The sequence below is a fragment of the Butyricimonas sp. Marseille-P2440 genome, assembly GCF_900091675.1.
Lineage (GTDB): Bacteria > Bacteroidota > Bacteroidia > Bacteroidales > Marinifilaceae > Butyricimonas > Butyricimonas synergistica.
Map to the genome: position 1 here is coordinate 1,499,985 of NZ_LT594610.1, position 23,801 is coordinate 1,523,785.

Here is a 23,801-nt window from a genome sequence, read left to right on the forward strand (position 1 = left end):
TCAATTGTAAATTTGCGGTAGACAAAAAAATGTAGTATGACAAAAATATTAGTGATTGACGACGAGCGCAGCATCCGCAACTCCATGAAAGACATTCTCCAATACGAGGGACACGAGATCATCTTAGCCGAAAACGGTATGGAAGGTCTTGTAGCCGTGAAGTCTGAAAAACCGGATATTGTATTTTGCGACATAAAAATGCCCAAAATGGAAGGGATCGAAGTACTGGAACGTATCAAGGAATTTTCAGCTGATACCCCCGTTATCATGATTTCCGGACATGGAACCATTGATACGGCAATCGAGGCTATTCGGAAAGGAGCTTATGACTTTATCGAAAAGCCATTAGATCTCAATCGACTGTTAATCACGATAAAAAATGCAACCGACAAGCATTTGCTGATACACGAAACCAAAACGCTAAAAAACAAGGTCAGCAAAAAATACGAGATAATCGGTCAGTCCGAGGCTATCGACCACGTGCGTTCCATGATCGACAAAGTAGCGGCATCTGATGCCCGTGTGCTCATTACCGGTCCAAACGGTTCCGGAAAAGAATTAGTCGCACACCAGTTACACGAACTAAGCCACCGGAAAGAAAGCACCTTCGTGGAAGTCAACTGCGCTGCCATACCTTCCGAATTAATCGAAAGCGAATTATTCGGACACGAGAAAGGTTCCTTCACTTCGGCTATCAAGCAAAAGAAAGGAAAATTCGAGTTAGCCAACAACGGTACCCTCTTTTTGGACGAGATCGGTGACATGAGCCTGAGCGCCCAGGCAAAAGTGTTAAGGGCATTGCAGGAGCAAAAAATAACCCGTGTCGGCGGGGATGCCGATATAAACGTGGACGTACGCATTATTGCCGCCACGAACAAAAACTTGAAAGAAGAAATTAAAAAAGGAAACTTCAGGGAAGACCTCTACCATCGTTTGAGCGTCATCATCATTGACGTACCACCATTGAATCAGCGGTTGGAAGATATTGATGTCCTAGCCCCCTATTTCTTGACAGACATTTGCACCGAAATGGGCATCGCTCCCAAGTCACTGGATTCGGATGCGATCAATGCGCTCAAGGAATGCGAATGGACGGGTAATATTCGTGAACTGCGTAACGTCGTAGAACGGCTGGTAATTCTTTGTGGAAATACAATCACCAGGGAAGACGTGAAAATGTATCGTTAAACAACAATTTCATGGGTAAAGACAACAAACTACATATCATACTATTAGGGAGAAGAAACAGCGGGAAAAGCTCATTAATCAACACCCTCACCGGACAAAATATTGCCATTGTTTCGGATATTGCCGGAACCACAACCGACCTTGTCAAGAGAAGTTACGAGATTCCCGATTTCGCATCGGTCATATTCATTGATACCGCAGGTATCGACGACATCGGCACACTCGGGGAAATGCGTGTTGAAAAAACACGCAATGCCATCTCGCAAGCCGACATCGCCATTCTAGTCATCACGGGCAACCAATTCGGAAAACACGAACGGGAACTTGCCGAACGTTTCAGGAAACAAGAACTCCCATTCCTGATCATTCATAACAAACGGGATGAAAAACCGCTTACCCCCGTGCTAAAAGATCAACTTACAGGGGAATACCATTGTCCGGTTATCGATTTCTCGACAAGAGACACCGACACCACTCCCGTGCTGGATGCTATCAAAAGCGTGTGGCAAAAAGAGAATGACAAACCCAAATCCTTGATCGGCGACATACTCACCCCGGGTGACATCGTACTATTAATCACCCCGATAGACTCCGAGGCTCCCGCGGGACGCATGATCTTACCGCAGGTACAAATGCTTCGGGATATTCTGGATAATCATTGCTCGGCTATCGTCCTGCAACCGGAAGAAATCACCGGTTTCCTGGAAAAGACCGGCATTCGTCCACGGCTGGCAATAACAGACAGCCAAGTGTTCAAAAAAGTGGCAGCAATCATTCCTCCCGAAATACCTTTGACAAGCTTCAGCATCGTGCTAGCACGTCACAAAGGTAACTTCGAGGCTTACTTGAAAGGGACTGCCAAAATAGAAACCTTGCAGGAAGGCGACCGTGTACTCATGCTTGAATCTTGTTCCCACCACGTGTCATGCGAAGACATCGGACGACATAAAATTCCCCGTTGGTTGCAAGACTACACGGGCAAAAACTTTCAGTTCGACTTTATCGTGGGATTGGACGCCATCACTCGCCCGATCACCGACTACGCCATGGTCATCCAATGCGGTGGTTGCATGATTACAGGCAAACAACTGAAGAATCGGCTTCAACCAGCCATCGAAGCTGGAATCCCCGTCAGCAACTACGGCATGACAATCGCTTACCTGCACGGTATATTCAACCGGGTAACCGAAATCTTCAAGAACTAGAAAAACAATTTACCCTTACATATAAATATTCTTCCACCCGTTCTTTTTGAGGAACGGGTGGAAGAATATTTTATTTCATGAAAAACAACTTACAATGTCGGTAAAACTTAAACCATTTCAGAACGTAAACCCGACCCCTATCGTGTAAGGATGCAATTCCGGGGCTTTACTCTTTTTAAACATATTTGTTAACGTATAGTTTCCCCAAAGGCACATCCCTCGATAGCCCATGTGAACCGTCCAATCAGCCTTCAACGGAATCATGCCGTAGCTGTCCGAATTCTTTTTACGGCGCTTATCCCCGTCTTCATCCCGATAAACGACCTTCGTTTTTGAATGAAGCCGTACGCCCCCGACAACACCGGTAGATATATAGGCTTGCCTAACCATCGACGCCGGGAACTGCCATTCCACAAGAAGCGGTATCGTCATGTAAAATGTTTTAAACACACTTCTTTTCACACGGTCTATACCCAAATCGCTCAAAAGTTCCGCACGTAACATTCCATTCTCGTCTTTCTTTAAAGTTATATCCCTGTCAAAACGAAACCGTTGATACTCGAAACCGATTCCTGTCACCAACCCGATCGTTCGGCTCGGATTCAGCGTGATGCCATGCTCGAAAAGATTAATTTGCACGGCAAAAGAATTAGCCCAATCCAATTCCATGAAATCTTTATCATCCGTTTCGGAATAACTCGAATAACTCGTGTTCCCGAAATTCACGAACCCAAGATAGAACCCGCTCCAGTGTCCCCCGAAATGAGGTGATCGCCCCCTTCTTCTCTCCTCTCTCACCGTTTTCATTGGAACATCCGAATGACGCATAGACCTTCGTTCCGATTCCCTCACCGTATTATCCCAGATAATCATTTCCGACTCCTGCACCACCGTGTCCCGGGTTCCACTCTTTTGACGTATTGTATCTTTATGCCAACTATCACGCACGACAACAGTGTCCTTTTGTGCTACTACCGACAACACGCACATCATAAACATTACATAAACAACCACCTTTTTCATATATTCATATTTTAATTTAGTACATGACGTTTAACCACCCCGATTAGTTACAGATTATCTTCATCTTTTGTATCCCTGCTCCTCAAGTGGTTTACCACGTTCCTTCCGGCGTTCACGATAGAACTCAATATATTATTAGAACTTTCTAAATCGGGAGCAATAATCCGGAAAGAACGTGCACGGGGTTCTTCCGTTTCCACCCGGAAACTCACCCCCTCGTATGGGGAAACAAGCCTTTCATCCGGGCGGGGAGCCAGGATTTCAGCCACCACCCCTACCTTCTTTTTACCCTCTATCAAACTAACAGGTTCCATGCGTTTTGCAACAACTTCTACCGCCACATCACGAGCAACAACAACCTGCGTTTTTTCCTTTTCCTGCACCTCTGCCGGTTCTACCATCATTTCCTTTACAGGCACATTCTGTAAAGAAGGCATCTCCGCTTTAACGGTCTGTTGCGGCAAATCATAAACCGGAAATTCCTTTTCTCTCGTCAGGAACATTACTAACACCACCGCGAAAAGCACGACTGCCGCCACCCCGGCGTAACGCTTCATGAAAACAATTACCGCCGGTCTACGTCGCAACACATCCTTTCCCTCGAACACACATCCGGATTCCGGTTTCATCCGCACCGCCTTGAAAGCCTTGGTTTCCCGCTCGAACTCGTCCTTTCCCACATTTTCCTCCACCCATTGCCTTTCCTCGTCAGTAATAACACCTTCGGCTTCTGCAATCGCATAATAAGCCAGTTCTTTCCCGTTCACTTGCTGCTTCAACCTCTCCTTTCTCTTGAATACTTCCTCACCCGGCTGCAAACGCACCTCGTTCATGCCTTCCAGCAATTCCCGTAAGTCGGGATGAACCAGCAGAAAAGCCCTCAACTCCGCCTCGTACTCGTCCGGCAAAACACCGTCCAGGTAATCCATGAAATATATCTCGTAATTATCTCTTGTTATCATATTTCCTCCCGTTTAAACAACAACATCCGGACGACGGATAAACTCTTTCATAAATGCCCTCGCCCGGAAAATGTAAACTTTTACCTGCGATTCGTTCAGACCCGTGATCTCCGCTATCTCGTGATAAGAATACGCCTCGTAATCCCGCAACAAAACAACCGTTTTCTGTATCGAAGGTAACTTCGCCAAGGCAAACTCCAACACCTCCTGCAACCCCGTGTATCCCGGTGAAGCTACCTCCACACGATCGCCAACAGCCTCGATATCCCCGTATTTATTTTCTCGGCGCAAAACATCGATCATCCGGTGATAGGAAGTACTGAAAAGAAAAGCCTTTGCCTTCCCGTAGTCGATTTGCGAAACGTCCTCCCACAACTTCATGTAACTGTCCTGCACGATGTCTTCCGCCATCTCTTTCGACCTGCACATTTTATAAATAAAACGGTACACGTCATCGGAAAACGCATCTACAGTCCGGTTATATTCCACTCTATTCATTTCCCATCCCTTTCGTCCATAAAGAAATCCGCTTCACGTCACGCCAAGTAACATATTTAACTTTATCCCCCCCGCCGAATACAAGAATCCCGCTATTACTGAACGTCACGTCACGATCTCCCCCCAACACCAACTCTCCCCCATTACGCAACTTCAACCACGTGTACTTGTGATTCTTCGGTTCAATTGCCTGAATATACTTGAAAGGAATCCGGTACATCACGTTCCCGTTCTCCCCATCCAGCAACTCGAAATCCATCGCCTCGTCCAGATCATACACCAACACGCCTTCCAACACCTCTCCCCGTTTTGTTTCCACCGTACCCAAAAGCCGACGGGGATTCATGAAATCATCATACTTCAATAAGTTGATCTGATTCATGGGAACACTCCTAAACTCCCGGAAATCTTTCCACGCCACGATAACCTGTCCCACGGAAGGCATATTCACGATAATACCCCGATTCCTCGCGTCCACATCACTCTCTCCCCACAAAGCGAACTCCCGCCCGCTATTCAACGCCACCCGACAAAAACTACCGGACGAATTGATACTCCGAATATTTTTAAACGCGATAGACATCCCGCTTGACCCCGAACGCCCGTCCAACAAATGCGATAACGAATTCTCGTCAGAATCCCATTGCACGATACCCTTATATCTCCCGTAAGGAGTTTCCACGGTACCCGTGATTGGCACGTCTTCCGGTTCCCGTATCGTGTCGGGAGCCGCACTAAAAACGATCTCGCTGATATGGTCCCATTCTACCACGCTATTTCCAGCCGTTTCTATCGTTAAACTATTCCGATTTCCCCGGGGCAACCAATCTTCCAGTTCGATAATATGTCCGTCCCGCACCTCCAATTCTATCCGGTTATCCCCGATCACCCGAATTCGCTTTATATCGCCGAAACGGCAAGTAAAAGCATGAACAAGCGGCTCAATCCCATCCACGTAACGCATGTAAGGATTATCCGTATTGGACGCATAAAAAATATCCGTCCAATACAGATTTTTTCCCCAGTAAATATAACCGCTAACCTTCGTGTTCATCACGGTATAAACATCCCCATAAATCCGGTAATCCTTAGCTTGTGCCCGAGTTTCCAACACCACGGCACAACAAATAACGCATGCTATCAATACTTTTTTCAACATACAAACCTTATTGTTTATTCATACGACGAACGAACACCACGAAAAGTTACAAAGAAAATAATCACAAATTTAACGAACACCACGATTATAACATGAAAACTGACATAAAAATAATTACCTTTGGTAAATTATTACAGAACAAGCCCAAAATAAACCAGAAACGGGTATATCATTCCTACCTTATTTACAGTTCACTGGAACCAATTCCTATTCAACTCCCATCAATTCCCCATCCAACTCCTATCATGATAGATAAATTATAACTTTTACATAGAAAATAAAAATATTTTGCTACCAATTAAATGCAAGGCATATTTATCAATAAACTTAACACGTGATAGGAACAAGGCTAATTTCACCCCCGTTCAAGCATGAAAAAAGAGTGTTCCACGGATGGAACACTCTCCCGTATCTTTTTTTAATACTATTTCCTATGAATCGGTTTCCAGCCTTTTAAAACCTTTACCCAGTATCTGATTAGCATCAAAGATCGTGACGAATGCGTTCGGGTCGATCTTGTAAATCGCTTGCTGCAAAGTTGCCATCTGGCGGCGATTAATCATTGTCATAATCATCTCTTTTTCCACCCGATTATACATTCCTTGTATCGGCAGGATGGAACCTCCCCGATGTAGATCGTTCAATATATAAGTTCGGATTTCTTCCACTTTATCGGAAATAATGAAGAAACTCTTTTCATTATTGAATCCTAGCAGGATCATATCGATCGTTTTTCCCATGAGGAATATGGATAACCAAGAATACATCGGTACTTTCCAATCTTGAAACATCAAAAAACCGAATATCACGATACAGGAATCGACAGACATCTGTAACTGCCCCAGCGGACGATGCGTCCACTTGTGCAAGATGTTCGACAACACGTCTGTTCCCCCGCTGGACGCACGAGTTTTCAATATCATTCCTACACCGGTACCCATCACCACACCACCGAAAATACAGGCGAGCAACACTTCATCCCCCAGCCGGAATGGATCAAGAGCCACCATAGGATCGGTCGGGATAGGTTCGCCCATCATTGTCAATAAAATAGCCGGAATACTATCGGAGAATACGGCAACCAAGATAAAACAAATAAATGTCTTTACCCCGAAGTCGGAACCCAATACTTTCAATCCCAACAAACTCAACGGCAAATTAAAGCACAACGCCGCCATACCAATCGGGAATCCCCACTTGTGCTGTAAAACAATCGTGATACCATATATTCCCCCGGGGACAATCTTGTACGGTGCCATGAAACAACTATACCCTAACGCTAACACAAAAGCCCCGCCGATCAACAAGGCATATGTCTTGAACCACTCTCGGGTAAACGGCTTTTCTTTTAATAATATATTCACCATTGATTCTAATTTTAATTTCGGGCGCAAATATACCCTCCCCCGAAGCACAAAAACATGACATTTGTCATATCTTCTATTAAAAATATAATTTAACATTTGACGAGAACTTCAGGCATTGATTTTGCATATCCCGAATTATTGATTATAATTGCACACTTTTTCCAAATTGTGAAATTAAAATGAGAACAAGCCTACGAATTACAAAAGAAAAAATACTCAACGTGGCACAAAAATTGTTCATCGAAATGAGTTTTTACGGCACAACGATGAAGGATATTGCCAACGCTGCTAAAATTAGCAGGCGCACGTTGTACACTCATTTTAACAGTAAGGAAGCAATTTTTAACCACATCGTGAACCAAAAGATAGAATTAATCGATCAAAAACTGAAACAGGCAGTACAAACGGCCTTGCCCGCCGACAAACGGTTGAAGTTATATATAAAGGAGCGGTTCAATTTAATAGCGGAACTCATGGGGGGAAGCCAACCCATCAAGGAAACTTTTTTACACAACAACAGTAGAATCGATGTCTTGAGAAAGAATATAGACACGCAGGAAATAGAACTTTTGTACGCCATATTGAAGGACGGGGTGACCAAAGGAATTTTCTCGATCAAACAACCTCGGCGTCTTGCAAATTCGTTACAATCCGTTTTTAAAAGCCTTGAATTCGGTTTTATCCGGGAATATGACCATAAACCCAATCCACAGATTATCAACGAGTATATTAATATATTATTTCACGGGATTATCAAGAAGTAATCAAGAAGTAATCAAAATACATTATAAAAATGGAACTATATATCAACGCTTTTGCACATTACATACCGGAAACAAGAGTTCCTAATTCCTATTTCAAGGAGGTAAACGGCTTGGACGACGAATGGATATTCAGCAGAACGGGAATTAAAACCAGAAGCAAAGCGGGAGAAAACGAAAACACGAATACCATGGCTCTCGAAGCCGTGGAAAGACTAAAAGATAAATTACCTTTCGCCATGGAAGAAGTCGATCTCGTGGTGGCTGCCACCTACTCGCCACACGACACTGTGGCGACTGCGGCTCATGCTATTCAACGCAAATACACGATGAGAGCGGCAAAATGCTTGAGTGTTTCCTCGGCTTGTTCCTCGTTTATCAACGCCATAGAAATCGTACAGGGATATTTTGCCATGAACAAGGCTACCCAAGCCATCGTGGTCGCTTCCGAGCATAACACGGAATATAGCAACGAAAACTGTCCCCAAAGCGGACACTTGTGGGGGGACGGTGCCATTGCTATCGCCATATCGGCTTCCCCGAAAGGAGAAAAGCCAGCAAAAATACTTGATATTTTCACCCGGGGACTGGGGCATATCGGCAAAGCGGATACCGCCGTGTATCTCCGCCCGCATCACGGGGGTATCGGAATGCCCGAGGGACGCGACGTGTTTATCAATGCTTGCCACTACATGATAGAAGGTTTGCAAGTCGTGACGGAAAGTAACGGCAAAACACTGGGCGATTTGAAATACATCGCACCCCATCAGGCAAACAAGCGCATCATGGCTACCATCGCCCGGCAAATCGATTTCCCGGAAGACCGTATTCTCGCAAACATCGGGGAAGTTGGCAACACGGGATGTCCCAGTTGCGGTATCGCCCTCTCGCAAAACCTCGAACGTGTAGAACGAGGCGACCTCGTCGGGTTAACCGTTTTCGGCGGGGGATACTCCTGCGGTGCAGTGCTATTACAGTTTTGACAAAAAGTCAATTTCACTCGGGTACGTTTGTCCCAGAGAAAGGAAAAGATCCCTAGCCCATAGCGGTGCCCAGGGATCTTTTCCTTTATTCAGGATATTTTTATAAATATCTTATTTATATTTATGGAATTTTTGGAACGATAGCATCTGAATAAGAAAACCAATACCATAATGCTTATGAAAACAACCTGTATTACCGTAATATTATTACTCGAAAGCCTTTTAGGAATGGGGCAAAAATTAGATAAGGAATTCCTTTTGCTGGGTACCCTGGACGAATACATGGGAAGACGCCTCACCGGAGAGGATGACGTAAAAGTGGACAGATATTATCCCTACGAGGGAGGTATTGCAAGTGTTATCTATACACTTTTCAAAAAGAAATACCCGGATTTGGAATACACGATGGAAGCTTCGGGACACAAGAAACTATTATCGAAGAAATTATCCGTTAAAGTGAATAACTATTTTCTGTTAGAACAAAAGAATGGATCGAGAACCTTAATCAACAATCAGTGGGTGCCTATTTACAATGGAAACCTAAAAGAAGATGTATTCAAATCAGACAAACAAAGATGCTCCTACCTGGCAGGTGCTTTTCTCCGGTACGGACGAGTGCAAGGAGATTCCGTCCGGATCATTCATTTTGCAAATTCCGGCGGGAAAGTAGAAGTGTGCGAGAAACTACTCAAACAACTCGGGTGTAAGGATATTAAATTCGTAAGTGAAGACAGAATTCCCCGTTCAAACACGTTTTCTTTCGTTCCCACGAAAAAATTGGAAGCTTTTTTGCAGAAAGCTATGAAGTTAAGAAAGGAAACGCCAATCCAGAAACCTTACCAACTGACTTACCCGATACGATAGCCAGCAAGACCATTTACACGAGAGAATGTCCGTGTTTTTCAAATGACGGCAGCCTCTCGTGCTAAAAAACAAATTGCTTCAAACATTTGAAGATTTATCATGCCAATTTTTCCACGTAAACTTGTCCCGCTTGATATTTTATAACTTTTACCCTCGTGCCCTTTTGGATAAATGCACCCGTGTTGGAAACAGCGTCATAGACATCATCGTTAATCTCTACCTTACCCGCCGGGCGCAAATCAGTAAACGCAACACCCTCTTTCCCGACTTCTTCTTTCACGGTCATGTCTACTCCCACGAATCCCTCCTCCACCTTCTGTTCCGCATGAAGGGCAAAATTCAACCGGCGAGAACCGAATAATTTACGACTCAACCAGATACTCGCAAAAACAGAGATCAACGAACAACTAATCACGAAGAACAGGGAACGAATGATAGCCCCCACGAAATCGGGCAGGAACTCGAACGTGAAATCATCAATCCCCGACAACGCAAGGGATGTCACGATACAAACAATCCCGAGAATCCCGGCAACCCCGAATCCCGGTATAACGAATATTTCCAGCAATAGCAAGATAAGCCCCACACCAAACAAGATAATTTCCACGTAATTAGCAAATCCTTCCAAGTACAAAGGGGCAAAATAAAGCAAGCAAGCCGTCACGGCTGCCGCTAACGGGAATCCGATGCCCGGTGTTTGCAATTCAAAATAAATACCCCCGATAATTACCATAATCAGAAGCCCCTGCATGATTGGACTGATGAGAAAACCGATGACTTTATCCATCGTGGTAGGTCGATACTCGTGCAATTCATAATTCGTGATTCCCTCTTTCTGTATCACTTCCGGCACGTTCTCGGCAATCCCGTCACAATACCCGTGCTGCATTGCCTCGTGGGGCGTGAACGTCAATATCTTGCCACTATCCGAAACGCCTTTGACCGCAATACGCTCGTCTACCATTGCCTCAGCAATACGGGGATCCCGGTGCCAACGGACGATTGTTTTACCATTCTCTACCACAGTGTCCTTCCCGTGGGCTTGTGCCGTGGCTCGGATCATGGAACGCATATACGATTGATATTTATCGGGCATCGCCTCCCCCGTTTGGTTGACTACGGTAGCGGCACCGATATTTGCCCCTTCCCGCATATATATCTTATCACAGGCGATGGAAATCAACGCCCCTGCGGAAGCCGCGTTATTATCAATAAACACCCACACGGGTTTCGGGTAATTCAAGATCAAGCTACGCAAAGAATCGGCATAAACAACCATTCCTCCATACGTGTTCATATGGATTAATATGTAATCGGCACGCCCTTCCGTCGCCCGGTCAAATGACTTTTTCACCAACCGCCAAATACTAGGACCAATTTCATCTTTCATATCCACCTTATACACAATCGCTTTTTCGTTCTCCGCACGCACGGAAAAAAGACAAAACAACAAACCGATACAAAGCAACCATCTTTTCATCTCTCGTTCTTTTTATTTAATGATTCATCCACGACAACCGTTCCGGCTATCACGGACAACAAAGATACAAAACAACACACTATCACCCGTATAAACGGGATCATTAATGCCAAAGTAAACACCGTCCCTATCGCCACGACCATTCCCGCGTTATGCCGCATATACCGCACGCTCTCCTTCACCCGGAAACGCTTCCTTTCCACGGCATAATCCATAAAAGCAAACCCGTAAAAATAGGCACTCACCCCAAAAGTCAGCACCGGGGTCACCAACCCGACCAACGGAATAAATGAAAGGAAGAACAATATCACGGTCAATATAAACTGAAAAATCATGCAACGCAGGGAAATGACAATCCCTCGCCCGATCTCCCACATCAATTGCCCGAAATTGAACGGGTACTCCTTACCGGAGAGATGCGCTTCCGTCCGTTCGGAAAGCCACGAATACACGGGTGACATAACTACCATCACCACGTATCCCCCGAAAGAGATAAACAGGATATAATACAAGGCTCTCACGAGCAATCGCACGATAAAACCCACCGTGCCGGACAGCCAGCTCAACCAGGAAATCCCGGATATCCATTCCATGATCTGTTGCTCAACCGTTTCGGAAAGCCCGCCCCCGATGCAAGACACGGCATAATTCCCCGCGATAAACAGCACCACGATAATAAAAACCGGAAACAGAAGGAAATAGCTGAAATGCCCGGAAAACAAGAGCCTTGCGGCTTTGCCGTATGCTTTTATTCCTTTTGAAAATCCTTGGAAAAAATTCATATTCCGAACATCTTTAAAAATTCGTGTAAATCTAATCCATTTTTTCGATTATTCCTACGATTATAAACTTTACAAACCTTCTAAACTTTATAAACCCAAAGCCGAAGGCTTTATAAACTTTTTTGTACTTTCGCGGAGGAAGATTTTTCCGATAAAATAAACAAGTACGTGTAATTCATAAAATTAAAGTATAATTATGCAAGCATTAACAGCAATTTCTCCGATCGACGGTCGATACAGAGATAAAGTCGAAGGGTTGGCAAACTACTTTTCAGAAAGCGCCCTCATTCGTTACAGAGTCATGGTTGAGGTGGAATATTTTATCGCTCTTTGCGAGCTTCCGTTGCCGCAATTGAAAGGATTCGATCATTCGCTGTTTGATAGTTTGAAAGACATTTATCTGGATTTCACCGTGGAAGACGCACAAAAGGTGAAAGACATCGAGAAAGTCACGAACCATGACGTGAAAGCGGTTGAATACTTCATCAAAGAGAAATTCGACCAGCTGAATTTACATGAATACAAAGAGTTCATCCACTTCGGACTGACCTCTCAAGATATAAACAATACTTCCGTACCTTGTTCTTTCAGGGATGCCATCCACGACGTTTATTACCCGTTGATAGATGAATTGATAGCCAAACTCGAGGAACTTGCAGAGGAATGGAAAGACGTCCCCATGCTGGCGAAGACTCACGGGCAACCGGCATCTCCCACCCGCTTGGGCAAAGAGATCAAAGTATTTGTTTACCGTTTGAGCAAACAACTGGAATTATTGAAAAAAGTAGCTTGCTCCGGGAAGTTCGGGGGAGCAACCGGAAACTTTAACGCCCACAACGTGGCATACCCGGAAATAGACTGGACGGAATTCGCCAATCATTTCCTGACTCAAAAACTGAAAATAGAACGGGAACAATATACCACGCAGATCTCGAACTACGACAACTTTGCCGCTGTTTTCGATAACCTGCGCCGTATCAACACGATCGTGGTTGATTTGGATCGTGACTTCTGGACCTATATTTCCATGACTTATTTCAAGCAAAAGATCAAAGCGGGCGAAGTAGGTTCATCCGCGATGCCCCACAAGGTGAACCCGATTGATTTCGAGAACTCGGAAGGTAACCTCGGTATGGCAAACGCTATTCTCGACCACTTAAGCAACAAATTGCCAATCTCCCGCCTGCAACGGGATCTGACGGATTCCACCGTGTTGCGTAACATCGGTGTACCCTTGGCACACACGGTTATTGCCTTCAAGTCAACCTTGAAAGGGTTGAACAAACTTATCATCAATAAAGCCGCTATCGAGGCAGACCTGGAAGAAAACTGGGCTGTCGTGGCTGAGGCAATCCAAACCATCCTGCGACGGGAGTCTTACCCGAACCCTTACGAGGCGTTGAAGGCACTCACACGCACCAACAGCAAAGTGACACAACAATCCATCGCCGAATTTATCGACACGCTGGATGTATCACCCGAGTTAAAAAATGAACTGAAACAAATTACTCCCTTGAATTACACGGGAAAACTATAAACGGAATATATGCGCGATTTTATCCAAATTCTGAAAAGATTTATCCCTCCTTACAGGGCAAGGTTAGGTAAGAATATATTTTACAACATTTTGCACGCTATATTCGGCTCAATGTCATTCGTGATATTGATACCCGTTTTAGGCATCCTTTTCAAGACAGAATCCGACGTGAAAGAATTGCCGGAATTTGCTTTGAACATGAGCACGTTGAAAAATATACTTTACTACTACGTCACTTTGGGACGGGACACCATAGGACCAGTCACGACACTCCTTGTTGCCGGTGGCTTTTTCGCTTTGGCGGCTCTTTTCAAAACCGGATTCTCCTATATGGCTTCTTACGAAATCATCTTTATCCGAAACGGAGTAGTCCGGGATATTCGCCGCATGATATACCGTAAAATCTTATCCCTTCCCCTTCCCTTCTTCTCTGAAGAACGCAAGGGGGATATTATTTCCCGCATGACAGGCGACGTGCAGGAAGTGGAGAACTCGATCATGAACTCCCTGGAAATGTTTTTCCAGAACCCGATACTAATCCTGATCTATCTAAGCACGATGATTTTCATGAGTTGGCAATTGACCCTGTTCGTGTTAGTCCTGTTGCCTGTCATGGGGCTTCTGATCGGTAAAGTCGGCAAATCGCTAAAAAAAAGATCTAAGGAAGGGCAGGATAAAATGGGTGAAATTCTATCGAATATAGAAGAAACTCTTTCCGGCTTGCGCATTATCAAAGCTTTCAACGCCGAGAAAAAAGTCGATCGATCGTTCTCGAACCTGAATGAAGCCTACCGGCAGATCATGAATCGTCTGATGCGGCGGCGTTCTCTCGCCCACCCCATGAGTGAATTCCTCGGGACGGTAGTTGTAGTTATCGTGGTTTGGTTCGGTGGTTTCCTTATTTTAAGAGATACCCCGATCATGGATGCACAAGACTTTATCGCCTATATCGCGTTATTCTACTCCATCATCAACCCGGCGAAACAATTCTCCACAGCTCTGTACAGCATACAGAAGGGACAAGCTGCCATGGATCGTATCGATCAGATACTCACGGCGGAATCCTCGATAAAAGAACCGGTGAACCCGAAACCCTTGAAAGAATTCAACGACCGGATTGAATATAAGCACGTGGACTTTGCTTACCGGGCAGACCATCTGGTACTGAAAGATATATCCTTGACTATCCCCAAAGGCAAGACGATTGCCCTCGTGGGTCAATCCGGTTCGGGCAAGAGTACGTTTGTCGATCTTCTCCCCCGTTTCTATGACGTGGTGAAAGGAGAAATCACGATCGACGGCATTAACATCAAAGACACCTCTACCCAAAACCTCCGGGCATTGATGGGGAACGTGAACCAAGACCCGATTCTGTTCAACGACACGATATTCAATAACATCGCCTTCGGTGTAGAATCCGCCACGCAAGAGGAAGTGGAAAGAGCGGCTAAAATCGCCAACGCCCACGACTTTATCATGCAAACGGAACAAGGCTATCAAACCAACATCGGCGACCGCGGAGGCAAGCTAAGCGGCGGGCAACGCCAACGCTTGAGCATAGCCCGTGCCGTATTGAAAAATCCCCCGATCATGATTCTCGACGAGGCGACCTCGGCATTGGATACCGAATCGGAGAAACTCGTGCAGGAAGCGCTAGATAACCTGATGAAGAACAGAACGTCGATTGTCGTGGCACACCGTTTGTCAACCATCCGGAACGCCGACTTGATCTGCGTGTTCCATGAGGGTGAAATTGTAGAACAGGGACGCCACGAGGAATTGCTGGCACTCAACGGTATATATACCAAATTGTATAATATGCAAAACTTCTAACCATGGGAATTGAAGCCAAGGTACTCGGGCAACAAGTTGCCTACCCCACGGACTATTGCCCGTTGATTCTCGTTCCGGTACCCCGTAGCTTGAACCGGGTAACCTACGACATCCACTTTCCGGAAGGATTGTTCCGGGGATATGACACTTGGCACGCTTACGAGGCTGGTTTCTTGACTAATAAAGGACTTCCCGTGTGCGGGGTATTGAAGATCGTGTATTCGGCAAGCAGCCCGAACATCGTGGAAAGCAAGTCTTTGAAACTTTATCTCAATTCACTCAACATGACCCGCCTCGGGGAAAATGCCACAGAAGGCATCGCCCTGTTTACCAAAATCGTGAAATCCGATCTGGAACAAATTCTCGATACTCGCGTAGAGGTTTCCTTTTTTCACCGGGAACCGGAAGAATTGTTTTTTGACTTTAAAGAGTATACTTTACTCGAGGACGACGAAAGTGTTGAAGATATATTCTTCTCGGAATACAGCGAAGCCCCTTCTCTTCTGGACGAGAGCACGGGATGCGGGGGCGAAATTAAAGTTTGTAGCCATTTACTACGCAGTAATTGTAAGATCACGAAACAACCGGATTGGGGAAGTATCTATATCCGGATGAAAGCCTCCAACCTGCCAGGTGATGCTTCCTTACTAAAATACATCGTTTCCTTGCGAAGCGAAAACCATTTCCATGAAGAAATCTGCGAGATGATCTACAAACGTTTATGGGACAAATTCAAACCGGAAATACTTGCCATCACCTGTATTTACACTCGCCGCGGCGGTATCGATATTTGCCCGTCGAGAGCGAATCAGATCGAATACCTTCCCGAATTTATCCTTGATCCGGAAGTACTCACCCGCAAATTAATGAGGCAATAAAAAAAGGGCTGGCTACTTCGGACAAGCCAGCCCCGTGCAACCAGCTCTCAAACCCGGATATTCTCTATAATATTCAAGGTTCTCAACTCGTTCAATATATCATGTGTAACTCCAGTTACCCGGACACGTTTGCCGTGCGCCAGTTTGTACACGTACCACACCGACGTATTATACTTCTTTGCAAGGTTGAAATAGACAGACTTGTTTTTCGACTTAAAAATCTTCAATATAATCATACGCACTTCATTTTATCTAGGTGACACTCCATGAATTTCTATACGCAAAATTATGGATGACAACTCATTATCCCCGACCAAATGATAAAATAGTCAAGGTTAAAATCGTAAATCTGTCTCTTTCTTATAGGCAAAACCATAAAATCAAACAAAATAGTAAAAATCGAAGGTTTTATGAGAGAACATTTATTCACGAATACCGGACAAAATGTTTACCCCCTTCTCGTCATTCAATATTATGGAAATGAATATATTAAATACTTCAAATATCTGTTTGATATTTTAAACAGAATTATTACATTTGTGCAATCAATAAACGTTCGTTAAATAATATTCTCAAACCCTTATTAACAACCTAGTGTAGAATATATTTACTACCTTTGCGCCTACAATAATAATAGATGATATGCCAACCAACAGCACACGTGCGGAATTCTTTTCGGAAGTCTACGAAATAGTGAAACAAATCCCACCGGGAAAGGTTTTCACGTATGGCGGCATCGCCCGATTGGTCGGTAAACCCCAACGTTCCCGGATGGTCGGGCAAGCCATGTTCAATGCGCCTTCTGAATTGCATCTCCCCTGCCACCGCGTAGTAAACCACCAGGGAGCAATTGCCCCCCATTGGCTCGAACAAAGAGAACTACTCGAACAGGAAGGTGTTTCCTTCAAGAAAAGCGGGTGTGTGGATATGAAAAAACACCTTTGGAATACCGACCTTCTCCTGCCATAGGAAAAACTCACGATTCGTGAGTTATAAAGTTTATAAACTAAACTATTTCATATATCGAATATTAATTGTAGCTTTGCCGTGAAATATTCTGAAGGGGTGCCTAAGAAGCGCAGGAAATATCCTAAAACTTCTGTCTGACTAAGACCATTAGCAGATAAAAACAACGGGCTGAGATTATACCCATGAACCTGATCCGGGTAATGCCGGCGTAGGGAGAGAGAGTTATAATACATATCGAATTCCGTTTTAAAGAATCCCCCGAAAGAAATTGAAAATGGAAGTCCATCTTTCATTCTAAATTTAAAATTCTAAAATTAGAACGATGCAGATATTCATAAATGACAAATCATTCGAATGCCCCGCCGGGGCAACTCTTCCCGAAGTACTGGAAGCCAACGGCATCAAAACCGACAACATCGCTATCGCCGTCGACTTTTCCGTCATTCCCCGCCCGGAATGGAATCACACTGTCCTCCAAGACGGCAGCAAAATCATCATCATCAAAGCGGTACAGGGAGGCTAAATGAAGTTTAAAGTTTAGAGTTTAAAATCAAAAAAATAATATAATGGAAGAATTTAAAATCTCAAGCGGACCCCTCCCGGGTTCCGAGAAAATCTACGTGAAGGGCAAAATGTTTGACATACAAGTACCGATGCGCCGGATAACCCTCTCTCCCACGATTGACCTCGATGGCGTGAAAGTTGAAAATGAACCGGTGGTAGTTTACGATACTTCAGGACCTTACACGGATCCCAATTACCAGGTTGACCTGCACAAGGGTTTACCCAAGATCAGGGAACAATGGATTGCCGACCGCAACGATACGGTGAAGCTCGACGGGCTTAGTTCGGAATACGGGCGGATGCGGCAGAACGACAAGTCGCTGGATGCCCTCCGTTTCGAGCACGTGAACACGACTCCCCGGGTGGCAAAGCCAGGGCATTGCGTTTCACAGATGCACTACGCGAAGAAGGGCATCATCACCCCGGAAATGGAGTTTATCGCCATCCGGGAAAACCAGCTGGTAGACAAAATACGGGAAGCCTATAAAAAGGAAAAAGGAGAACCCCTGGGAGCCAACTTCCCGGAATACATCACGCCCGAGTTCGTGCGCCAGGAAGTTGCCGCCGGGCGGGCTATCATTCCGGCGAACATCAACCACCCGGAGAGCGAGCCGATGATTATCGGGCGCAATTTTCTCGTGAAGATCAACGCCAATCTAGGCAATTCCCCCATCACCTCCTCTATATCAGAAGAAGTGGAAAAAGCCGTGTGGGCGTTCCGCTGGGGAGCTGACACGATCATGGATCTCTCCACGGGAAAAAATATCCACGAAACCCGAGAGTGGATCATCCGTAACTCGCCCGTGCCCGTGGGAACGGTACCTTTATATCAGGCTTTGGAAAAGGTACGCGGCAAAGTGGAAGACCTGACATGGGAAATCTACCGCGACACGCTGATCGAGCAAGCGGAGCAGGGCGTCGATTACTTCACGATCCATGCCGGGTTGCGCTGGCACCATGTGCCACTAACCCTCAAACGCCTCACGGGCATCGTGTCCCGCGGGGGTGCTATCATGGCACACTGGTGTACCACCCACAAGCAGGAGAGCTTCTTGTACGACCACTTTGAAGAGATTTGCGAGATACTGGCGAAATACGACGTCGGGGTATCCATCGGCGACGGTTTGCGCCCAGGATGCATTGCCGACTCCAATGACGAAGCGCAGATTGCCGAACTGAAGACCCTCGGCGAACTCGCCCAAGTAGCATGGAAACACGATGTACAGGTTATCATCGAGGGGCCTGGACACGTGCCCATGCAGAAGATCCGGGAAAACATGGATCTCGAACTCAAATACTGCAAGGAAGCACCCTTCTACACCCTAGGACCTCTCGTGACGGACATCGCTCCCGGTTACGACCACATCACCTCTGCCATCGGCGGGGCAATGATTGGGTGGTATGGAACTTCCATGCTGTGCTACGTCACCCAAAAGGAACACCTCGGGCTCCCGAACCGGGACGACGTGAAAGAAGGGGTAATCACTTTCAAACTGGCAGCCCATGCCGCCGACCTCGCGAAGGGACACCCGGCTGCTTACTACCGTGATTACGCCATGAGCAAAGCTCGTTTTGAATTCCGCTGGAAAGACCAGTTTCACCTCGCCCTCGATTCGGAGAAAGCGTTGCGTTTCCACGACGAAACCCTTCCTGCCGAGGGACACAAGGAAGCCCATTTCTGCTCCATGTGCGGTGAACACTTCTGTTCCATGCGTGCCAGCGAGAAGTTGAGAAAGAAAATGAAACAATAAATCGATTACGTGATTCTATCACCCAATCTTCACGTTATGATAGTTGTCATCACTCCACCCTATCCGGTAGCGGACGAGGAACTTATCGTGAACCGTCTTTTTGAAAACGGGTTACATCTGCTGCATCTGCGGAAGCTGAATGCAGAAAGGGACGTTTACGAGCGATTCATTCAAAAGATAGAACCCCGTTTCCGGGAACGGATCATTGTGCATGATTATTTCGATCTGGTGGAATCATACGGTTTGAAAGGCGTACATCTCAAATCACACCAGGCGGACGCTTTCGGTGACCGGGATCGGTATTCGCACGTCAGTGTTTCCTGCCACTCTTTCGAAGAGATCTACGGATTGCCGTTCACGCCGGATTACGTGTTTTTGAGTCCCGTGTTCGACAGCATATCCAAGCAAGGGTATAAATCCGCCTTTTCCCGCGATATGCTGAAAAAGGGACTGGCTAAGACTTCCGTCCCCATCATTGCCTTAGGCGGGGTGAAAGCAGAAAACATCGCCACCTGCCGAAAGGCAGGCTTCCGGGGCGTTGCCCTACTCGGTTATCTTTGGGAAAATCCCTCGGCAACCCTCTCCCGTTTCGAGAAAATCTTCCCGGACGAGGCATTAAGCATCGCCGGATTCGACCAAAGTTCGGGTGCGGGCGTAACAGCCGACATAAAGACGTTTGAATGTTGCCGGGTATATGGATTGGGCGTGGCGAGTGCCGTCACCTTTCAGAACCAGAATGAGTACCTCGGCACCAAGTGGATGACCCCCGACGAGATTATCCGCCAGTGCGAAGTTCTGTTCCGGGAATTCACCCCGCCATTCGTCAAGATCGGGTTGATCGAAAGCTTTGATTCGCTGACTCGTGTCGTCGATTACCTGACTTCCGCCCTTCCCCGCGTGAAAATCATCTGGGATCCCATTCTAAAAGCGAGTGCCGGATTCCAGTTTCACAACGGCGAAAGTCTGGAAGCCATACAGGAAGTGCTGAAGAAAATATACCTGCTCACCCCGAACCGGAACGAACTTGAAATCCTTTTCGGGAAAGACATTGAAATACAACATATTCAAGACATTTGCCGCCGCCTGCACACCAATATTCTCTGGAAAGGCGGTCACAACACGGAGGCATTGGCTTCCGACAGACTAATCACGGGCGAAACGATACACACCTTCTCCGTCGCACGAGGCAGCCACGGGAAACACGGCACGGGGTGCGTCCTCTCGTCCGCTATCACCTCTTACCTCACACTCGGTTACTCTCTCCCAGAAGCCTGCCGCCTCGGGCAACACTACGTGTCCGGTTTCATCCGGTCGAACGACACGAACTTAGGCTTGCACAACCAGGTTCATGCCGAGGCGATCCCGGCTGACCTGTACCGTATTCCTTTGCAATACATCACGGATCACAAGGAAGGCGTATCCATCCCCGAGCAGGTAGAAGCGGTGTGCAAGGGAGGATGCCGCTGGGTGCAACTGCGCATGAAGGACGCCTCCCGTGAAGAATTTATCCGGATCGGGTACGCCGTCAAGGAGATATGCAAGCGTTACGGAGCCTTGTTCCTCGTCAACGACCACGTGGACATCGCCCTCGAACTCAACGCCGACGGGGTACATCTCGGCAAAAAGGACATGAACCCACTGGAAGCTCGCAAGATACTAGGATACTCCAAGATCATCGGGGGCACCTGCAACACGTTCGACGACGTCGCTGAACGCTACCGCCAGCAAGTGGATTACATCGGCTTGGGACCCTTCCGGTTTACTTCCACGAAGAAACAATTAAGCCCTATACTAGGACTGGAAGGTTACCGCCAAATCATGGACGCATGCCGCCAGACGGGCATCTGCCTTCCCGTACACGCCATCGGCGGGATTCAGGAAGACGACATCCGCCCCGTTTTAGACACCGGAGTGACAGGCATCGCCCTCTCCTCCCTGCTCAAAAACAATGACAACATAGCAGACAAAACAAAACAAGTTTTGTCCCAATTAAAACTTATACAATTGAAAAATGGATAGATTAAATGATTAAGGAATCACAGAATTTATTCAATCTAAAATTAATAGGATCATGGAACCATTAAAGATCGCAGACAAAGTATTCACATCGCGTTTGTTTACCGGAACCGGTAAATTCGCATCGAATCAACTCATGGAAGATGCTATTCTTGCATCCGAATCACAACTCGTGACGGTTGCCTTGAAACGGGTAGACCTCGAGAGCAAGGAAGACGACATACTCGCCCACCTCAAAGCCCCTCATATCACCTTGTTGCCCAACACCTCCGGCGTGCGCACCGCCAAAGAAGCCGTGTTCGTGGCACAGCTGGCAAGGGAGGCTCTCGGCACCAACTGGCTGAAACTGGAAATCCATCCCGACCCGAAATACCTTCTCCCCGACCCGATCGAAACCCTGCGGGCTACCGAAGAACTGGCTAAACTCGGATTTGTCGTGCTTCCTTACATCCAAGCCGACCCAGTGTTGTGCAAACATCTGGAAGATGCCGGTGCGGCAACGGTAATGCCATTGGGCGCCCCTATCGGCACGAACAAAGGGCTGGTGACCCGCGACCTGCTGGAAATCATCATCGAGCAAAGCCGCGTGCCCGTGATCGTGGATGCCGGCATCGGAGCCCCCTCACACGCTGCCGCCGCCCTCGAGATGGGAGCCGCAGCCGTGCTGGTGAACACCGCTATCGCCGTGTCGCCCAACCCCGTGGAGATGGGACGTGCTTTCAAACTGGCGGTAGAAGCCGGACGCATGGCATTCGAGGCAAAGTTAGCCAAACAATACCACCACGCACAAGCCAGTTCGCCTCTAACAGCATTTTTGGACTAAAAACAGTTTATAAACTCAACGACAATGACATTTTACGATATAATTCAAACCTACGACTGGGACGATGTCAAACAAAGCATCATGGACAAGTCGAAAAATGATGCAATCGATGCGATCAACAACCCGCACCGCACGGTGGATGATTTTATGGCACTCATAGCCCCCGCCGCCACCCCCTTGCTGGAAGATATGGCTATCGAGGCGAACCGCCTGACCCTCGAGCGATTCGGGAACACGATACAACTGTATATTCCCCTCTACGTATCCAACTACTGCACCAACTTCTGCGTGTATTGCGGATTCAACCACGACAATGACATCCACCGCAAGATGCTCACCCTTGACGAGGTGAAGGCGGAAACACGGGTGATCTCCGACTGGGGCTTCAAACACTTGTTGCTCGTGTCGGGCGAGGCTCCCGCCGTCACCACCGTGGACTACTACGAGCAGGTGATCCGTGCCGTACGCAACAACTTCTCGCAAATCGCCATCGAGGTACAACCTCTCGACACGGCGGACTACGCCCGTCTTCACGAGGCGGGGCTCAGTTTCGTCTGCGTCTACCAGGAAACGTACAACGAGAAACAATATCCCCTCTACCACCCGAAAGGCAGAAAAGCCAACTACCGCTACCGGCTGGAAACCCCCGACCGGGCTTGCTCGGCAGGCGTACAGAAAATGGGTATCGGGGCATTACTCGGGCTGGAAGACTGGCGCACGGACGCATTCTTCACCGCCCTGCACTTGAAATACCTCGAGAAAAACTACTGGCAGTCCAAGTTCTCCATTTCCCTTCCCCGCCTGCGTCCCCACGCCGGGGCGTTCATGCCGAAAGACCCCATCAACGACCGGCAGATGGTGCAGCTCATCTGCGCCTACCGCCTGCTCGACCAGCAAGCTGAAATCTCCATATCCACGCGGGAAAGCCGGGAGTTCCGCAACCACGTGATGCACCTCGGCGCCACCTCCATGAGTGCCGGGTCGAGCACCGAGCCGGGCGGCTACGTCGTGCCCCACAAGGAACTGGAGCAATTCGCCATAAACGACAACCGAACCCCGCAAGAGATGGTGGAAGCCATCAAGGCGCAAGGCTACGAGCCAGTGTGGAAAGACTGGGATACATGGATGTGATTTCATAACTAATTTTAACAACCTTAA

22 protein-coding genes and 1 riboswitch are annotated in these 23,801 nt (G+C 46.9%); of the genes, 14 read left to right on the top strand and 8 right to left on the bottom strand.

What is annotated here, in order from left to right; translation table 11 throughout:
• Positions 1-36 precede the first annotated feature (36 nt).
• Together BN8899_RS17320 and hydF are read left to right on the top strand one after the other, a co-directional pair.
• Positions 37-1,188 carry a sigma-54-dependent transcriptional regulator gene (locus BN8899_RS17320; RefSeq protein WP_018336280.1) on the top strand — a complete coding sequence of 384 codons (1,152 nt, stop codon included), beginning with the start codon at positions 37-39 and terminating at the stop codon, positions 1,186-1,188.
• Positions 1,189-1,199: 11 nt separating this feature from the next.
• Complete coding sequence (hydF, locus tag BN8899_RS17325) at positions 1,200-2,393, top strand: [FeFe] hydrogenase H-cluster maturation GTPase HydF (protein ID WP_065220316.1); 1,194 nt, start codon at positions 1,200-1,202, stop codon at positions 2,391-2,393.
• A gap of 117 nt (positions 2,394-2,510) precedes the next feature.
• Here hydF and BN8899_RS17330 read toward each other — a convergent pair whose 3' ends face one another.
• The 5 genes from BN8899_RS17330 to BN8899_RS17350 form a co-directional block, all read right to left on the bottom strand.
• Positions 2,511-3,416 (bottom strand): outer membrane beta-barrel protein, encoded by a 906-nt coding sequence (locus BN8899_RS17330; protein ID WP_065220317.1) that lies wholly within the window; start codon positions 3,414-3,416, stop codon positions 2,511-2,513.
• Between the two features lie 47 nt (positions 3,417-3,463).
• A complete protein-coding gene (locus BN8899_RS17335) occupies positions 3,464-4,378 on the bottom strand; it encodes a hypothetical protein (RefSeq protein WP_065220318.1) in 915 nt (304 codons plus the stop codon).
• 12 nt (positions 4,379-4,390) lie between these two features.
• Positions 4,391-4,876, bottom strand: coding sequence for an RNA polymerase sigma factor (locus tag BN8899_RS17340; protein WP_018336276.1), 486 nt, complete (start codon positions 4,874-4,876; stop codon positions 4,391-4,393).
• Positions 4,869-6,035 carry a hypothetical protein gene (locus tag BN8899_RS17345; protein WP_065220319.1) on the bottom strand — a complete coding sequence of 389 codons (1,167 nt, stop codon included), beginning with the start codon at positions 6,033-6,035 and terminating at the stop codon, positions 4,869-4,871. The genes BN8899_RS17340 and BN8899_RS17345 overlap by 8 nt, the downstream gene beginning before the upstream one ends.
• A gap of 431 nt (positions 6,036-6,466) precedes the next feature.
• The gene (locus tag BN8899_RS17350) at positions 6,467-7,402 is read right to left on the bottom strand and encodes a YitT family protein (protein ID WP_065220320.1); all 936 of its coding nucleotides are present in this window, start codon (positions 7,400-7,402) and stop codon (positions 6,467-6,469) included.
• Between the two features lie 179 nt (positions 7,403-7,581).
• Between BN8899_RS17350 and BN8899_RS17355 the strand changes: the two genes are divergently transcribed.
• From BN8899_RS17355 to BN8899_RS17365, 3 genes are all read left to right on the top strand, one after another.
• Complete coding sequence (locus tag BN8899_RS17355; RefSeq protein ID WP_018336273.1) at positions 7,582-8,166, top strand: TetR/AcrR family transcriptional regulator; 585 nt, start codon at positions 7,582-7,584, stop codon at positions 8,164-8,166.
• A gap of 29 nt (positions 8,167-8,195) precedes the next feature.
• Positions 8,196-9,146: a 3-oxoacyl-ACP synthase III family protein gene (locus BN8899_RS17360; protein WP_065220321.1), complete on the top strand. Its 951-nt coding sequence runs from the start codon at positions 8,196-8,198 to the stop codon at positions 9,144-9,146.
• A gap of 177 nt (positions 9,147-9,323) precedes the next feature.
• Entirely contained in the window at positions 9,324-10,010 is a 687-nt protein-coding gene (locus BN8899_RS17365; RefSeq protein ID WP_148375513.1) for a hypothetical protein, read from the top strand.
• A 97-nt stretch (positions 10,011-10,107) separates the two neighbouring features.
• Here BN8899_RS17365 and BN8899_RS17370 read toward each other — a convergent pair whose 3' ends face one another.
• On the bottom strand, positions 10,108-11,490 hold the full coding sequence (locus BN8899_RS17370) for an NfeD family protein (protein ID WP_065220323.1): 1,383 nt from the start codon (positions 11,488-11,490) through the stop codon (positions 10,108-10,110).
• Positions 11,487-12,272, bottom strand: a complete 786-nt coding sequence (locus BN8899_RS17375; RefSeq protein ID WP_065220324.1) for an EI24 domain-containing protein — start codon at positions 12,270-12,272, stop codon at positions 11,487-11,489. The genes BN8899_RS17370 and BN8899_RS17375 overlap by 4 nt, the downstream gene beginning before the upstream one ends.
• Before the next feature lie 196 nt (positions 12,273-12,468).
• Between BN8899_RS17375 and purB the strand changes: the two genes are divergently transcribed.
• From purB to BN8899_RS17390, 3 genes are read left to right on the top strand one after another with little or no spacing between them, the layout of a single operon-like run.
• Positions 12,469-13,809 carry an adenylosuccinate lyase gene (purB, locus tag BN8899_RS17380; protein ID WP_065220325.1) on the top strand — a complete coding sequence of 447 codons (1,341 nt, stop codon included), beginning with the start codon at positions 12,469-12,471 and terminating at the stop codon, positions 13,807-13,809.
• Between the two features lie 9 nt (positions 13,810-13,818).
• Positions 13,819-15,642 carry an ABC transporter ATP-binding protein gene (locus BN8899_RS17385; RefSeq protein ID WP_065220326.1) on the top strand — a complete coding sequence of 608 codons (1,824 nt, stop codon included), beginning with the start codon at positions 13,819-13,821 and terminating at the stop codon, positions 15,640-15,642.
• A gap of 2 nt (positions 15,643-15,644) precedes the next feature.
• The gene (locus tag BN8899_RS17390) at positions 15,645-16,520 is read left to right on the top strand and encodes an NADPH-dependent 7-cyano-7-deazaguanine reductase QueF (protein WP_065220327.1); all 876 of its coding nucleotides are present in this window, start codon (positions 15,645-15,647) and stop codon (positions 16,518-16,520) included.
• 47 nt (positions 16,521-16,567) lie between these two features.
• On the opposite strand, the gene BN8899_RS17395 is transcribed toward BN8899_RS17390, so the two are convergent.
• A complete protein-coding gene (locus tag BN8899_RS17395) occupies positions 16,568-16,756 on the bottom strand; it encodes a hypothetical protein (protein ID WP_018336265.1) in 189 nt (62 codons plus the stop codon).
• 406 nt (positions 16,757-17,162) lie between these two features.
• On the opposite strand from BN8899_RS17395, the gene BN8899_RS17400 reads away from it, so the two are divergent.
• From BN8899_RS17400 to thiH, 6 genes are all read left to right on the top strand, one after another.
• A complete protein-coding gene (locus BN8899_RS17400; protein ID WP_065220328.1) occupies positions 17,163-17,489 on the top strand; it encodes an MGMT family protein in 327 nt (108 codons plus the stop codon).
• An 82-nt stretch (positions 17,490-17,571) separates the two neighbouring features.
• Positions 17,572-17,722, top strand: a riboswitch (TPP riboswitch).
• A gap of 89 nt (positions 17,723-17,811) precedes the next feature.
• Positions 17,812-18,012 (top strand): sulfur carrier protein ThiS, encoded by a 201-nt coding sequence (gene thiS, locus BN8899_RS17405; RefSeq protein WP_065220329.1) that lies wholly within the window; start codon positions 17,812-17,814, stop codon positions 18,010-18,012.
• Between the two features lie 43 nt (positions 18,013-18,055).
• A complete protein-coding gene (gene thiC / locus BN8899_RS17410; protein WP_065220330.1) occupies positions 18,056-19,804 on the top strand; it encodes a phosphomethylpyrimidine synthase ThiC in 1,749 nt (582 codons plus the stop codon).
• Between the two features lie 36 nt (positions 19,805-19,840).
• Positions 19,841-21,823 carry a thiamine phosphate synthase gene (locus BN8899_RS17415; RefSeq protein ID WP_065220331.1) on the top strand — a complete coding sequence of 661 codons (1,983 nt, stop codon included), beginning with the start codon at positions 19,841-19,843 and terminating at the stop codon, positions 21,821-21,823.
• Between the two features lie 52 nt (positions 21,824-21,875).
• Positions 21,876-22,643 carry a thiazole synthase gene (locus BN8899_RS17420; RefSeq protein ID WP_065220332.1) on the top strand — a complete coding sequence of 256 codons (768 nt, stop codon included), beginning with the start codon at positions 21,876-21,878 and terminating at the stop codon, positions 22,641-22,643.
• Between the two features lie 24 nt (positions 22,644-22,667).
• On the top strand, positions 22,668-23,774 hold the full coding sequence (thiH, locus tag BN8899_RS17425; protein ID WP_065220333.1) for a 2-iminoacetate synthase ThiH: 1,107 nt from the start codon (positions 22,668-22,670) through the stop codon (positions 23,772-23,774).
• Positions 23,775-23,801: the final 27 nt, after the last annotated feature.